Genomic DNA, 14,790 nt, shown 5'->3' on the forward strand with positions numbered 1-14,790 from the left:
TCATGGGTCCTTTCCCGCATGACGCACCGAAATCCGAAATCACCGAGGCCAACCCGGCCGGAACGGACGGGTTCGAATTCGTCGAATTCGCCCATCCCGACCCTGAAGAGCTTCGCGGTGTTTTTTCGCGTATGGGCTACGAATGCGTCGCCCGCCACAAGTCCAAGAATGTTGAGCTTTGGCAGCAGGGCGATATCACCTATGTCCTGAATGCCGAGCCGAACAGTTTTGCCTCACGCTTTGTCGATCTGCACGGTCCTTGTGCACCGTCGATGGGCTGGCGCGTCGTGGACGCGCAGCATGCGTTCGACCATGCGGTTGCGAATGGCGCCGAACCCTACACCGGCGATGACAAGACGATGGACGTGCCCGCGATCCTCGGGATTGGCGGATCGTTGATCTATTTCATCGACCAGTATTACGACACCTCGCCTTATAACGAGGAATTCGAATGGCTGGCGCAGTCCAAACCACGCGGCGTCGGGTTCTATTACCTCGATCACCTGACCCATAACGTGTTCAAGGGTAACATGGACACTTGGTTCAAGTTCTACGGCGACCTGTTCAACTTTCGCGAAATCCGCTTTTTCGACATCGAGGGCAAGTTCACCGGGCTTTTCTCGCGTGCGCTGACCTCGCCCTGTGGCCGGATCCGTATTCCTCTGAACGAGGACCGGGGCGAAACCGGCCAGATCGTGTCCTACCTCAAGAAGTACAATGGGGAAGGTATCCAGCATATCGCGGTCGGGTCGGACAATATCTATGACAGCACCGATGCGATTGCCGACAAGGGCGTGAAATTCATGCCTGGTCCGCCGGATACCTATTACGACATGTCCAAGGACCGCGTCGTCGACCATGACGAACCGATCGAGCGGATGAAAAAGCACGGTATCCTGATCGATGGCGAAGGCGTCGTCGATGGCGGTGAAACCCGTATCCTGCTGCAGATCTTCTCAAAAACCGTGATCGGTCCGATCTTTTTCGAGTTTATCCAGCGCAAGGGCGACGACGGGTTCGGCGAAGGCAACTTCAAGGCGCTGTTCGAGTCCATCGAACAGGAGCAGATCGACAATGGTGAGATCGCGGCGGAGTAACGTCTCCCGCTTGCAAGCGATCCACGGGGAGGAGAACGGGCGGCATCCAGCCGCCCGTTTTTTTGTGTAATGCGGAGAGGTGGGGGTTAACCGCTCGGAATCTTCAGGGTCAGGTTGCGCCCGCCCTTGGAATAGCGCAGCTCGCTGTCGCCGATGGCCACGATGCGTCCGCCATCGACACTGTCGCCGACCTGAACCTTTTTATATCGCCCGCTGGGCAGGCGCACGAGCGCGCGCCGGTTCGACGGCGTGCCGTAGACCCCGATGAGGTTCACGCGGCGCAGGTTGATCGCATTGTCGAGCGTTGCCTGCCGGGCCACCGAGGCCGAGGATGGAATGGTCGGCTGCACACGGACAGGCGCAACAGGTTCCGGTTCATCCGCTTCCTCTGGTGCTGCCCGAGCAGTCCTGACGATGCTGGCGAAATCGGCGGGCCGTGGATCGGGACGCCGCGACGCCGCGACGGCCTGTGCCGACGGCGGCGCGGGGGTTGCCTGTTCGGCGCGCAGGGTTTCCGCCTCTTCCTGAAGCGAGCGGGGCCGCAGCTTGGGCCGCAGCGTGGCCAGTTCGTCGCGGGTCAGCCCGCCAAGCTGCGTGCGTTCCTGACGTTCGGCCAGATCCTCGGGGCGCAGGCGCGGGCGCAGTTCGGCCAGACGGTCGCGCAGCGCATCGCTTTCCGCCTCTTCCTGCACGTCGAGCCGTTCGGGAATCGACGAGGGGCGTATGGGCGGCAGACCGGCATAGATCCGAACCCCTTCCTGGTTCAGCGTGCCTTCGGGCGTGGCCTCGACAAGACCGTTTTCGTCCAGCGCAAAAAGCGTACCGGCGGCGGCAGGCGAGCTCACCACATCCGGCGCCTCATCCGTTTCAAATTCCTCGGGCTGGGGCAGGGCCACCGCATCCTGAGACATGTCGGTGCGGTCGATCGACGCGATGAACAGGTCGTCAAGACCGATCACGGCGGGCGAGGCAGGGGCCTCGGGCGCTTCGGGCCAGATGCCGGTCGCGGCATAGCGGGCCTCTTTCTCGGCCTCGGTCTGCGGCTCGGCGGGGACCTCTGTCGCAACAGCCGTGTCCTCGCCCCCGGCCGGGGCCGGTTCCATATCCTGCGCATCGGCAACGGCTTCGTCATCCAGCACTTCGCTGTCGATCCCAGGCAAATCGTCGTCAATCGCGGGCAGCTCGTCTGCAGGGATCGCGTCACTTTCACCTTCGTCCAGCGCGTCAAGAACCGCCATGTCAGTTTCGCTCAGACCGGGCGCATCGGGAAGGTTCTGCAGGCTGTCATCCGCGGCCGGCGCCTCGGGTGCGCCGGGTTCCGCCGCGATCTGCGGGCCCTGATCCACGTCCGTATCCGGCGCGGCATTCGGGTCAGTGTCGGTATCCGCCGCGCCAGGGCGAAACACGCCTTCGCTTTGTTCCACGGCGGTGACAACCGGGTCTGTATCCAGCACATCGGGGGCCGGTACAACGGCAGGAGTCAGCGCATGTTCGCTGGCCGCATCGTCGGTGCCAAAGAGACCGGCAATCCCGTCATCCAGGAACAGGCTGGCCCATATCGCGACGGCTGCAAGGAACAAAAGCAGCCCGGCGGTAAGGATCAGGCCAAGGTGACGGGGTTTGCCGCCCACCTTGTTGTCGCGCGCGCCAAAGACAGTCATCTTGGCGGCTTCGTCACCGGCTTCGCTCATGGCGGCGGGGGGCGGCGGCGCGATCCGGCTGGTCGTCTGTTTCGGTCTGGTGGTAACGGGCGGGTCGTCTTCTTCACGCTTGCGGCTGAGAAAGGCGCTGAACCCGGTGGCCGTCGGCACCGGGTCTTCTTCGGGCTGCGTGCGGAATTCGGGGGCCGTCAACGTGAGATCCGGTTCGGCCTCTTTATACTCCGGTTCTTGATACTCAGGGGCGGCCACGACCGGGTCGGGGTCGGTTTCGCTCTTGGCCCTGACCTCGGCCTCTTCTATCGGCTCGTCCTCATCGTCTTGAGTGACGGTTTCAGCGATGTCGCCAGCCACCGGCGTATGTTCGACCTCGGGGGCGACGCCACTGGCGACAGGACCGGGCGCCAGCGAGAAACGCGGCCGTTCGGCAGTCAGCAACTCGCCGGTCGCAGGGCTGTCTTCGGCAGGGGCGGGGCCTTCCCGTCGTGCCCGGCGCGAGGAAAACCCGGCGGGCGCGGTCGGCTGCGGGACGGTGTATTCCGTTTCGGGGGCCTCGTCCGTGTCTGGTTCAGGCTCCTCGACAGTTTGAGATTCTTCGACCGGTTCAGGTGCCGGCTCGGGGTAAACCGCCTTGCCGACGACCACGACCGCGATTCCGTCCGGTTCTACCGTGTTCTTGCCAAACTCATGGGTCGCGGCCTTGGTCTGGCCAAACCACGGCTCGCCCAGAAACGCCTCATCGCCGGGGATGGCCGCAAAGGCCAGCGGCCCCATCTCATGCTCAACCGCAAAGGCTTCCGCTTCTTCAAGCGTTTCGCGCGCTACCGCCGCAACATGGGTCATGCGCCCGTCGCTGGCGGTGTCATAGACCAGTTCGCTCAGGTCATAGGGCGTCGCCTCGGCAAGCGCCTCGCGCACGAGACTGTCGCGGATATCGCCCCGCGCATCCCCGGTTTCGACGCTCAGATATCTGATCTGCTCATTCGGCAGGATCAGCTTGGTGCGCAGTTTGCCGGTGGCAAGCTTCTTTGCCCTGGCGCGCAGCTCGGACACGGCAGCGGCAAGATCGGGCGCGTCGAATCCGGCGTCACCCACATGACGCCATCCGCCCGCCGCCCGGTGCAGCAGGGTAATTCCGTCGAACGTCAAGGAAAGGGCAAAATCGGGTTTCATTCCGCGGCCATTCATCCCATTTTCAATATGTTGCCACCCCGGCATCCGGCATAGCCAGAGCCATCCCGACCGGGCCCAGTTTAAAGCAGGACTCTGCCGAGGAAAAGAAAAACACCACAGCAGACCTTGCGATATCACGGGCAACGCTTTCATCTTGAGATATAGTTCAAAGGAAACGAGTAATGAAACCATCTATCCTTCTTGCCGGTGTTTTGGCTGCATTCTGCGCGACCACCGCGCCAGCCCTGCTTGCCGCACAGGAGCTAACCCAATCCCGTCAAATTATCGTCAACGGTGAAGGAGAGGTCACCGCGGCCCCGGATATGGCCACGATCACCCTTGGCGTGACCCACCGGGCAGACGAAGCCAAGGCGGCGATGGACACGACATCGGATAATGTCGCGGCGATTCTCGAACGTCTCGCGACACTTGGCGTGGCCGAGAGCGATATGCAGACCCGTAACCTGACGCTCAACCCGGTCTGGTCCGATAATGGCCGGACCGATCTGGAACAGAACGTCATCACCGGATTCGTCGCGAGCAACACGATCTACGTCCGGGTCCGCGATCTGGAAAGCCTTGGCCCGCTCCTTGATGCGGTGATCGAAGATGGCGCGAATGACTTCAATGGCTTGCAGTTTTCCATGCAGAACCCCGATCCGCTGATGGACGAGGCCCGCAAGGCCGCCGTCAAGGACGCGATGGCCAAGGCGGTGCTCTATGCCGATGCCGCCGGTATCGAGCTGGGGCAGGTGCGTTCTATCACCGAACAGGGCGGCGGACGCCCGATGATGATGGAAATGGCGGCCTCTGCCCGCAAGGGTGGTGTGCCGATCGCGGCGGGCGAGGTGACTGTCAGTTCCTCGGTCAGCATGGTCTTTGACATCGTTAGCCCCTGAAACCGTTCAAATCGAACAAAAAAGCGCGCCGTTTGCAGCGGCGCGCTTTTCGTTTTCGGAAAGGCGGTGCCTCAGGCCGAGGCTTTGGCCAGCGCCTGATCCAGATCGGCGATCAGATCGTCCGCGTCTTCGATCCCGATGGAGATCCGCACCATGTTCGGCCCGGCGCCCGCCGCTTCCTGCTGCTCTGCCGTCAACTGGCGGTGCGTGGTCGAGGCGGAATGGATCACCAGCGACCGCGTATCGCCAAGGTTCGCCACATGGGAAAAGATCTCGAGCGCGTTGACGAACTTTACGCAGGCCTCATATCCGCCCTTCAGCGCAAAGGTGAAAAGCCCGCCCGCGCCCTTGGGGCAGATGCGCGAGACACGTTCGTAATAGGGTGAGGATTCGAGACCCGCATAGGTCACGAAATCGACCCTCTCGTCCTGTTCGAGCCATTTCGAAACTTTTACGGCATTGGCCACATGACGTTCCATCCGCAGCGACAGGGTCTCGATCCCCATCAGCGTGTAATGCGCGCCCTGCGGATTCATCGTCATGCCCAGATCGCGCAGGCCAACGGCGATCCCGTGAAAGGTAAAAGCCAGCGGCCCGAAGGTTTCCGCGAATTTCAGCCCGTGATAGGCGGGTTCCGGTTCCGACAGCGACGGGAACTTGCCCGAAGCCGCCCAGTCGAACTTGCCCGAATCCACGATGCAGCCGCCCGTTACCGTGCCGTTACCAGTCAGGTATTTCGTGGTCGAATGCACCACCAGCGTCGCGCCATGTTCGATGGGCCGGCAAAGATAGGGCGTGGCCGAGGTATTATCCACGATCAACGGCAGGCCGGCCTTGTCGGCCACCGCCGAAACCGCATCCAGATCGGTGATATAGCCGCCGGGGTTCGCGACGCTCTCGCAGAACACCGCACGGGTGTCGTCGTCAATCGCCGCCTCCAGCGCATCGAGATCGTCGAAATCGACGAATTTCGCGCTCCAGCCAAAGCGTTTGATGGTCTGCGACATCTGCGTGACCGTACCGCCGTAAAGACGGGTGGATACGACCACATTGCGCCCCGGTGCCATCAGCGGGAACAGCGCCATGATCTGTGCCGCATGGCCCGAGGAACAGCAAACCGCTCCAACCCCGCCCTCGAGCGTGGCGATACGTTCCTGCAGCACGGCCACCGTCGGGTTGGTCAGGCGCGAATAGATATAGCCGACCTCCTGCAGGTTGAACAAAGCCGCCGCGTGATCGGCATCGCGAAAGACATAGGCGGTGGTCTGGTAGATCGGCGTCTGCCGCGCGCCGGTGGCCGGATCGGGCCGCGCGCCGGCATGGATCTGCAGGGTGTCGAAACCATAACTGGGGGCGTCGCTCATCTGTCTTTCTCCCGTGTTCAGATGTGTCGCATATGCCTAGGTCATCGCGTCGATCAGGGCAACAACCATGGCGTTGCACGGCAATGTCACCCGCCGGTCACGATCGGAACATACTCTGCGACTATGTTGACTTTTGAAGGTGAATAACATAGTCAACAACTATGTTGAGAACGGAGGCTGAAATGCCAGCAACACTAGAGACACTTGAAAAAGCGAATAAAAAGCGTGCCGGCAAGGCAAAAACAGGCGCCCGTGCCGACGCTGCGACATCCGCCGAAACCGGCGAAAAACCGACCCTCGCCCAGAAGCGCGCGCTGAAACGCAAGCGGATGGTCGAACAGAACACCGTTACCTTCCTTCTCGATACCGAGGTGCGCAAGTTTGTCGGCGCGGCTGCAAAAGCCGCCGGTATGGATATCGCCCCCTTCATGCAGAAGATGGCCGAAACCTACGTGATCGAAAACGCCCCGGCCGAGGATCTGATGGCCCGGCGCATCGCGGCCAAACGTGCCGTGCTCGACCGCGCCGTCGAACTCGCCCGCGAAGTCGATGCAGAGGGCGGTTTCGACGAAAACTTCATTCTGACCGTTGTCCGCAAGGCGTCGAGCGAAATCGAATTCGTCGACAACTACGAAATCGCCGTCGATGCCAAAACCGCCGATGACCGCGCGCTTGCCCGGGCGCAGGCGCCGATCAACCAGCAGATGGGCCGTCTTATCAAGCGGGCCGCCGGTGCGAGGAGCAAACGCGACGCGAATGGCAAGATCATGCGCGGCCAGATCCAGAATGAGCTGATCACCACCTACACGCTGCTCGAAAAAGCCTGAGCACAGCAACTGATCCCGGCGCGCCGGCCTCGGCCCGCGCCGGGCATGTCATTCGATCTGCTGGCGCACGGTATCCTTGTCGATCACAGACCAGACCCGCCGGATGCGGCCCGCTTCGATCTCGTAAAATACATTCTCGTCAAACCGCACGCGCCGCCCGTTCACCGGCAGGCCAAAGAGCAGCCCAACTGGCGTACAGTCGAAATGGAGGCGACTAGCGATAAAAGGTGCGTCGCACAGGATCATCCGCACATCGAAGAACAGGTCCGGAATGGCCGCCACATCGCTCTTCAGCATCTCCCGATAGCCGGACAGTCCGATCCTGGTGCCGTTATGTTCTGCCTCTGCATGCACAAAGTTGCCAAGTGCCGCCCCGTCCCGTCGGTTCAGGCACTCGATATAGTCAAGATAGAGACGTCGCAGGCCTTGCGCCGTCACCTCCCCCACAACCGGTGCCTCAGTCAAAATCCGACGGCTTTAATCGACCGTCGTTCAGCAGATGCTGCATCGTATAGGCCACGGAAAGCGCATCATCCAGCGCGTCATGCCCTCGCAGCGGCGCGTGTTCGATCCCGAAATAGGCCGAAAGCGTATTGCTCCGGGTCACCTTGAGGTCCTCATAGGGCATCCCTGCTTTCAGCAGCAACTGGCAGGCATTCCCAAACCGCGTGACCGGGATGGGCGGCACGATCCCCTCGACATAACAGCTGATCGCCAGCATGTTGAACTCGTCCTTGCCCCAGGACCAGAGCTTCGCCCCACCACAGAACGTCTCGACTTCGGCCAGCGCCTGTTTCAGCGCCAGCCCCTCGGCCTCAATCACCTGCTCATCGATCCCGGTCAGCCGCGTGAACAGCGGATCAAGCGCCTGCCGACCACCCTCCCGGTCCGGTGGCACAACATAAAGTCGCTTGGTCTCGGCAATAGTATAATCCCCCTCCAGCCCCAGCCGGACAATCCCGATCTGCGCCACCACGGGGTCGGGGTCGAACGGCCCGCACCAGAACCGCGACGGCGCCCCCTCCGCCGTCAGAAATTCGCAGTCAAAAATGAATGCATCCGCCATTTGTCTCCCTCTCTTCGATAATCCCGTCGCCAAAGTTGGACCCGGCCCCTGATACCGACCGGCCCCTGCTTCTTTGGGTCATAAAATATCCCCGCCGGAGGCTCCCGTCCTCGCCACGGGCGCGCCCGGTTCGTTCAGCGCATCCAGAAGCCATGTGCCTTGATGCGGTTGCGTATCGCCTGTTCGCGCCGGGGCAGGGCCGATCGGTCGAAGAGCGCGCGCACCTTCTGGCCGCGCCCTTGGTAGATCATCCGCTTGATCGGTTCATGTTGTTTCAGGATTTTCTTGATCCGGTTCGGCGCGGCGCAGGCTTCGACCATTTCGATCACCGCATCGCTTTCGCGCGCATAGAGTAGTGGGAACATCCGGTAATGACAGCTGATGCGCCCGTCCAGCAGACCTCCGGGCAGGGCATCCCGACCGCCGCCAAGTCCGTGAATGACCAGCGGCAGTGCGATCTGGTCAAGCCAGGGATCAAGGCTCTGACAGGTCAGTTCGACAGGCGGGTCGTCCCGGATCGACCGCGCATAGTCGAGGTATCTCTCGCCAAACTCTTTCGGGCAGCGGTAAAAGAAATAGCCTGCGTTGAAATACAGGTAGCGTTCCCAGTATTCCTCGGGATGCTCCGTCGCGAGGCTCGACGCAAAATCGAGTCCAAAGCGGTCATAAAGCGACTTCCAGATGCCGTGATAGCCGGGGCCGTAAAGCGTGGGCGTGGGCCAGCTGCCTTCCCGGCGCAGCGAGGCACCGGGATACGAGAAATCGAACGGCACGTCGCTCAGATCGCCGGTGATCAGGGTGTCGCTGTCGAAAAAGACAAAAGGTTGCCCCTCGGGCAGGGCCGCCAGCGCCTCGATCTTGTTGCCCTGCGGGTAGGACTGGCCAAAAACGTGATTGTCAAAAGGCAGGATTTCCGCGCCAAGCTCGCCCAGCATATCGAGCACGCCGCTGTCTCGGATCGCGGGGTCCCGGTCCCAGAGTGGTCCGTCATTGGGCACGGCGACGAACAGCCGCCCGGCAAATTCCGGATTGGTATGGCGCAACGTCGCCGCGAATAGCAGGCATTCATATTGCAACCGGCCCGATTGCCCGATGATCAGGATATTGAAGGCTTGGCGAGGGTGCTGTTTCTTTGCCATACTCGATTCAGCCGCTTGATTTGGTCTGCGGCATTAGCCGATGCCGCTGATTATAGGCATGAATTTTGAAACAAAAAACCTGAAATTCGGGAAGGGCAGGCTGCCCGGAGAATGGCAGCCCCGCAGGAAAAGCGAAAGGCCAGGGTCATGCTGGAAGTGTTCTTGTTGATGTTCTCTGCCTCGGTGCATTCCCTTGCGACCGTCGATCAGGTGGCGGCCGATAGCGCGGCGCCGGCGCTTGCGGCGGCCCCGATGGACGTCGCCCAGGCCCCGGGTGAGGCGGAGACTCCCGAAAACGCCGTTGCCACCAGCCCGGAGACAGAAACAAAAAAAGCGGTCGCCGCCGCCCCGCAAGAGGACAAGGGGACGTCTGCTGCCGGTCAAGAGCCCGACACCGGGGAGGAGATTGCCGTCATGCCGGAAAGCAAGGATGATCCGGCAGCGCTGCCATCGGAGACGCCCGGGGCCCATGCAGAGCCGGCGACCGGCTTTGCGGCAGAACCGCAAATCGCCTCGGGCCGGTTCCTGACAGCGCTTGAAGTGCGCCCGATCCTGAACGCCACCCGTGGCAACTGGATTTCGGTGCGTGAATTCGGCGGGCAGGATCTTTTGTATGTAAGCCATCTCTGGGCATGGCGCTGCGGGCTGCATGAAATCCGGGTCGGCGTGAACGGCGCGGCGCCGGAAGTCTGGGCCATGCCGGAATGCCGCCCCGACCAGACCGCCCCGGCAGCCGTTCTGGACGGCGATGGCCTGCCATACCGCAGCTTTCCCCGGCGCAGTGTGCAGTTGATCGAGGTGCATCTGCTCTATGATGACATGACAACGGCGCAGCTGCGCTTCAATCGGGCGGGTATCGTGATTCCCTGAGGCGCCGTTGCGTGACGTGACGAGTGGCGCGACGAGCTGATGGGACAGGAGCCTCCGGCGGGGATATTTTAGGACCCAAAGAAGCAGGGGATGTCGTGCCTTCGGGGCGTTCAGCTTGCGGCGGGCGTTTCGTAGCGGTTGTTTTCCAGCCAGAGGCGGCGCAGCGCATTGCCTTCGCCGGTGAAATAGCTCTCGAGTGCGGTGCAGGTCCAGATCCGGTCGACCCTGAAGTGGCGAAATGACTGGCGCAGCTCGCACCAGCCCGCGAGCATGGCGCAATCCAGGTGATAGACGACCCCCACCGGGCGTACGGTTCTTTCCGTCTCACGGTCATCGGCATCCCGGTAGGTGATCCGCAGCTTGCGTTCGTCGCGCACTGCTTCGCGCATCAGAGCGATGGAGACGCAGCCCTTGAGCGGGTCGTCCTTTTTTGCCCCCCAAGGGGCGACCTGCAACCAGTCGGCGGCACAGTGCAGCGCGTCGATCTTGGCGCAGATTCGGCTGGCGGCGGCCTGGAGGGCGCTGTCGCCGGTGCGGGCGAGGAGGGCGAGACCGACGTGCAGCGCTTCGATTTCCTCGGAATCGAAGTTCAGCGGCGGCAGGTCGTAGCCGCGCCGCATGACATAGCCGATGCCCGCTTCGCCTTCGATCGGGGTGCGCATTGCCTGAAGCGCGGCGATGTCGCGGTAGATCGTGCGTTCGGAGACTTCGAGCTGTTCGGAGAGTGCGCGGGCGGTCACTGGCCGGGAGGTAGCCCGCAGAAGCTGGATGATTTCGAACAGACGGTTGGAACGGTTCATTGGGTGGGCCTCTGGATGTGCTGCTGACACAATAGCAAGGGCTGCTGACAGCAGGGTGTCAGGAGAGACGTGATTGAAAGAAATTGCAATCACGGAGTTTCCCATGTCCTATTACGATCACGCCGTCGCCATGGCCCTGCAACTGGGGCGCTGGGCGGCACCGACCCGGCGCCTGCGCCCTCACGAGTGCGAGATTGAAGCCGCGCGGGAAGAACAGGCTCCTGTCTCAGAGGAATACCGCAAGGAGCGCGATCTGTACCGCAGGCGGATTGCCTAGGTGTCGCGCAGGCGGAAGCGCTGGATCTTGCCGGTTGCCGTTTTCGGCAGGGCATCGGTAAAGATCACCGAACGCGGGTATTTATAGGGGGCGATCTGCGCCTTCACGAAATCCTGCAGGAGTTTCACCTGCAAAGGGCCAGGTTCGACACCATCCCTCAGCACCACATGGGCCTGCACGATTTCACCGCGTGCGTCGTCCGGAACCCCGATGACGGCGCATTCCGACACGTCCTCATGGGCCAGCAGCGCGGCTTCGACCTCTGGGCCGGCGATATTATAGCCTGATGAGATGATCATGTCGTCGGAGCGGGCAGCGAAATGCAGATAGCCTTCGGCATCCATCGAGAAGCTGTCCCCGGTGAGGTTCCAGCCGTCATTTACGTATTCGGCCTGTCGCTTGTCGTTCAGGTACCGGCAGCCGGTGGGGCCGCGCACCGCCAGCCGTCCGACCTTGCCCGGTTCGACGTCGGTACCGTCTTCGCCAAGGATACGTGCCTCGTAGCCGGTCACCGGTTTGCCGGTGCAGGCTGGGCGGTGATCGTCGAAGCGGTTCGAAATGAAGATATGCAGCATTTCGGTTGACCCGATCCCGTCGAGCATCGGCTTGCCGGTCTTTTCGATCCAGTCGTGATAGACCGGGGCGGGCAGGGTTTCTCCGGCGGATACGGCAGCGCGCAGGCTGGAGAGATCCACGCCTTCCTCCATCGCGGCCAGCATCACGCGATAGGCTGTGGGGGCGGTGAAACTTACGGTCGCGCGGTATGTCTCGATGATCTCGATCATGTTCGGCGGCGAGGCATTCTCCAACAGCACTGCGCAGGCGCCAAAGCGCAAGGGGAATACCGCCAGCCCGCCAAGGCCAAAGGTAAAGGCAAGCGGCGGCGAGCCGACGAAGATATCCTCGGGGGTAACGCCCAGCACCTCACGCGCATAGCCATCGGCGATAATCAGCAGATCGCGATGGAAATGCATCGTGGCCTTCGGCTCACCCGTGGTGCCCGAGGTAAAGCCAAGCAGCGCCACATCGTCCCGCCCGGTCTCAACCGCGTCAAAGGTCACGGGCTTGTTCAGGGCGGCGCGGTCCAGTTCGGCATCGTGATTGGCGGTGCCATCAAAGCCAACCACCGTCTTGAGCGTTGCACTGGATTTGGCGCAGGTGATCATCTCGTCCATCAGCCTTGTGTCGCAAAGCGCATGGGTGATCTCGGCCTTGTCGACAATCTTGGCTAGTTCTCCGGCGCGCAGCATCGGCATGGTGTTCACCACGACCGCGCCTGCCTTGGTCGCGGCCAGCCAGCAGGCCACCATCGCCGGGTTGTTCGCGCTGCGGATCAGGATGCGATTGCCCGGCTTGACGCCGTAATCCTCGACCAGCGTGCGCGCGATCCGATTGGTCCAGTCGGTCAGCTCCTTGTAGCTGCGCCGCCGCCCGTTGCCGATCAGCGCGGTGCGATCACCATACCCTTGCGCCACCAGCTTGTCGGTCAGTTCGACGCCGATGTTGATATATTCCGGATAGCTATGCGTGCCGAGGTCGATCTCGGGCCACATATCCGGCGCGGGCAGGTTGTCCCGCGTAAACGTATCGCTATGCGCGCTTGGTCCCAGCATGGTCATGCTCCCATCACCTGTCTTGCGATCACCACCTTCTGCACGTCCGAGGCACCCTCATAGATGCGCAAGGCCCTGATCTCGCGGTAAAGGCTCTCGATGATATGCCCATGGCGCACCCCGTCGCCGCCATGCAGCTGCACCGCCGCGTCGATCACCTGCTGGGCGGTCTCGGTCGCGTGCAGCTTGGCCATCGCCGCCTCGCGGCTGACCCGCGGCGCGCCCATGTCCTTGGTCCAGGCCGCGCGATAGACCAGCAGTGCCGAGGCATCGACCCCCAGCGCCATGTCGGCCAGATGCCCCTGTACCATTTGCAGATCGTTCAGCGGCGCGCCGAACAATTGCCGCGATCCGGTGCGGGCAAGGCTCTCGTCAAGCGCACGCCGCGCAAATCCCAGCGCCGCCGCGCCCACGGTCGAGCGGAACACGTCCAGCACCGACATGGCAATCCGGAACCCGCTGCCCGCCGTGCCGATCAGCGCCTCGCGCGGCAGGCGCATATCGTTGAACCGAAGCCGCGCCAGAGGGTGCGGCGCGATTACCTCAAGCCGCTCGGCAATCTCAAGACCCGGCGTATCGGCCGGAACCAGAAAGGCCGACAGTCCCTTGGCGCCCGGCGCTTCGCCGGTCCGCGCGAAAACCGTGTAGACATCCGCGATCCCGCCGTTCGAGATCCAGGTTTTCTCGCCATTCAGCACATACCCGTCGCCGTCAGCCACGGCTGTTGTCGAAAGCTGCGCTACGTCCGAGCCACTGGCAGGTTCGCTCAGCGCAAAGGCGGAAATCGCCTCCCCGGCGCGGGTCCGCCCCAGCCACTCCCGCTGCGCCTCCGAGCCAAAGAGCGATACCGCCCCCATGCCCAGCCCCTGCATGGCAAAGGCGAAATCCGCCAGCCCGTCATGGCGGGCCAAAGTCTCGCGGATCAGGCAGAGCGAACGTACATCAAGCGCCTCGCCACCGGAATGCTGCAGGAACCCGGCCGCCCCCAGCGCCGCGACCAGCCCGCGGCAGGCCCCGTCCACATCGCCGTGATCCACCGGCAGGTTCGCCGCGCACCACGCCTCCAGCGCCGCCGCCAGTTCGCGATGCCGATCCTCGAAAAAAGGCCAGTCCAGAAATGTCCGGTCCACCATGATGCGCAACTCCCCCTTCTTCTCGTTCCAAATACGGAAAATCCCGGCCCCTCGGCCTGTCCCGCGCTCAGTTGCCTTCGAACACCGGTTTTTCCTTGGCGACAAAAGCGCGATAGGCGCGTTCGAAATCGCCGGTCTGCATGCAGATCGCCTGCGCCTGCGCCTCGGCTTCGATCGCCTGATCGAGGCTCATGTCCCATTCCATGTTCAGCTGGTTCTTGGTCATCGCGTTGGCGAAGGTCGGCCCCGCCACGATGCGGCGCGCCATTTCCATCGCCGCTTCTTCCAAGGCGTCGGCCTCGTGCAGCGCGTTCCAGTAGCCCCATGCCAGCCCTTCTTCGGCCTTCATCGCGCGGCCCGTGTAAAGCAGCTCCGCCGCACGGCCCTGACCGATGATCCTCGGCAGGATCGCGCAGGCGCCCATGTCGCAGCCCGCAAGGCCGACGCGGTTGAACAAAAAGGCGCATTTGGCCTCCGGTGTCGCCAGCCGCAGGTCCGAGGCCATGGTGATGATCGCCCCGGCGCCAGCGGCGATCCCGTCCACGGCGGCGATGATCGGCTTGCCACAATGCAGCATCGCCTTGACCAGATCGCCGGTCATCCGGGTGAATTGCAGCAATTCCGGCATCTCCATCGCCACCAGCGGCCCGATGATGTCATGCACATCGCCGCCCGAGCTGAAATTGCCGCCGTTCGAAGTGAAGACAACCGCGTGGATATCGCTCGCATAGGCCAGCGCTCGGAACATGTCGCGCAGCTCGGCATAGCTCTCGAAGGTCAGCGGGTTCTTGCGCTCGGGCCGGTTCAGGCAGATCTTCGCGATGCCATCCGCCGCTTCGAATTTAAAATGTTCCGCGACGTATCCGCTCATCTC

At 62.6% G+C, this 14,790-nt stretch carries 14 protein-coding genes; 5 read left to right on the top strand and 9 right to left on the bottom strand.

What is annotated here, in order from left to right; translation table 11 throughout:
* The first annotated feature begins 2 nt into the window (after positions 1-2).
* On the top strand, positions 3-1,097 hold the full coding sequence (hppD, locus tag MF268_RS07425; protein ID WP_238370272.1) for a 4-hydroxyphenylpyruvate dioxygenase: 1,095 nt from the start codon (positions 3-5) through the stop codon (positions 1,095-1,097).
* 86 nt (positions 1,098-1,183) lie between these two features.
* On the opposite strand, the gene MF268_RS07430 is transcribed toward hppD, so the two are convergent.
* Positions 1,184-3,928 (bottom strand): hypothetical protein, encoded by a 2,745-nt coding sequence (locus MF268_RS07430; protein WP_238370273.1) that lies wholly within the window; start codon positions 3,926-3,928, stop codon positions 1,184-1,186.
* 182 nt (positions 3,929-4,110) lie between these two features.
* On the opposite strand from MF268_RS07430, the gene MF268_RS07435 reads away from it, so the two are divergent.
* Entirely contained in the window at positions 4,111-4,827 is a 717-nt protein-coding gene (locus tag MF268_RS07435) for an SIMPL domain-containing protein (RefSeq protein WP_238370274.1), read from the top strand.
* Between the two features lie 71 nt (positions 4,828-4,898).
* Here the strand turns inward: MF268_RS07435 and MF268_RS07440 are convergent, their stop codons facing one another.
* Complete coding sequence (locus tag MF268_RS07440; RefSeq protein ID WP_238370275.1) at positions 4,899-6,191, bottom strand: O-acetylhomoserine aminocarboxypropyltransferase/cysteine synthase family protein; 1,293 nt, start codon at positions 6,189-6,191, stop codon at positions 4,899-4,901.
* 182 nt (positions 6,192-6,373) lie between these two features.
* Between MF268_RS07440 and MF268_RS07445 the strand changes: the two genes are divergently transcribed.
* Positions 6,374-7,018 (top strand): hypothetical protein, encoded by a 645-nt coding sequence (locus tag MF268_RS07445; RefSeq protein ID WP_238370276.1) that lies wholly within the window; start codon positions 6,374-6,376, stop codon positions 7,016-7,018.
* A 48-nt stretch (positions 7,019-7,066) separates the two neighbouring features.
* Here MF268_RS07445 and MF268_RS07450 read toward each other — a convergent pair whose 3' ends face one another.
* The 3 genes from MF268_RS07450 to MF268_RS07460 form a co-directional block, all read right to left on the bottom strand.
* Positions 7,067-7,483 (bottom strand): ester cyclase, encoded by a 417-nt coding sequence (locus tag MF268_RS07450; protein ID WP_238370277.1) that lies wholly within the window; start codon positions 7,481-7,483, stop codon positions 7,067-7,069.
* Positions 7,476-8,084: a 3'-5' exonuclease family protein gene (locus MF268_RS07455; protein WP_238370278.1), complete on the bottom strand. Its 609-nt coding sequence runs from the start codon at positions 8,082-8,084 to the stop codon at positions 7,476-7,478. Before MF268_RS07455 ends, MF268_RS07450 begins: the two co-directional genes overlap by 8 nt.
* Before the next feature lie 134 nt (positions 8,085-8,218).
* Positions 8,219-9,223 (bottom strand): hypothetical protein, encoded by a 1,005-nt coding sequence (locus tag MF268_RS07460; RefSeq protein ID WP_238370279.1) that lies wholly within the window; start codon positions 9,221-9,223, stop codon positions 8,219-8,221.
* Between the two features lie 147 nt (positions 9,224-9,370).
* On the opposite strand from MF268_RS07460, the gene MF268_RS07465 reads away from it, so the two are divergent.
* Positions 9,371-10,093 carry a hypothetical protein gene (locus MF268_RS07465; protein WP_238370280.1) on the top strand — a complete coding sequence of 241 codons (723 nt, stop codon included), beginning with the start codon at positions 9,371-9,373 and terminating at the stop codon, positions 10,091-10,093.
* A gap of 110 nt (positions 10,094-10,203) precedes the next feature.
* Here the strand turns inward: MF268_RS07465 and MF268_RS07470 are convergent, their stop codons facing one another.
* Positions 10,204-10,893, bottom strand: a complete 690-nt coding sequence (locus tag MF268_RS07470) for a helix-turn-helix transcriptional regulator (RefSeq protein WP_238370281.1) — start codon at positions 10,891-10,893, stop codon at positions 10,204-10,206.
* Between the two features lie 73 nt (positions 10,894-10,966).
* On the opposite strand from MF268_RS07470, the gene MF268_RS07475 reads away from it, so the two are divergent.
* Positions 10,967-11,170 (top strand): hypothetical protein, encoded by a 204-nt coding sequence (locus MF268_RS07475; RefSeq protein WP_238370282.1) that lies wholly within the window; start codon positions 10,967-10,969, stop codon positions 11,168-11,170.
* On the opposite strand, the gene MF268_RS07480 is transcribed toward MF268_RS07475, so the two are convergent.
* The 3 genes from MF268_RS07480 to MF268_RS07490 all read right to left on the bottom strand — a co-directional run bounded on the left by MF268_RS07480 (position 11,167) and on the right by MF268_RS07490 (position 14,787).
* Positions 11,167-12,783, bottom strand: coding sequence for an AMP-binding protein (locus tag MF268_RS07480; protein WP_238370283.1), 1,617 nt, complete (start codon positions 12,781-12,783; stop codon positions 11,167-11,169). The two genes, MF268_RS07475 and MF268_RS07480, sit on opposite strands and share 4 nt — an antisense overlap.
* A gap of 2 nt (positions 12,784-12,785) precedes the next feature.
* On the bottom strand, positions 12,786-13,916 hold the full coding sequence (locus MF268_RS07485) for an acyl-CoA dehydrogenase family protein (protein ID WP_238370284.1): 1,131 nt from the start codon (positions 13,914-13,916) through the stop codon (positions 12,786-12,788).
* A gap of 67 nt (positions 13,917-13,983) precedes the next feature.
* Entirely contained in the window at positions 13,984-14,787 is an 804-nt protein-coding gene (locus MF268_RS07490) for an enoyl-CoA hydratase family protein (RefSeq protein WP_420485424.1), read from the bottom strand.
* Positions 14,788-14,790 lie beyond the last annotated feature (3 nt).

Origin of the sequence: Heliomarina baculiformis, from assembly GCF_019966545.1 — a bacterium.
In the GTDB taxonomy this organism is placed as follows: Bacteria; Pseudomonadota; Alphaproteobacteria; order Rhodobacterales; family Rhodobacteraceae; genus Heliomarina; species Heliomarina baculiformis.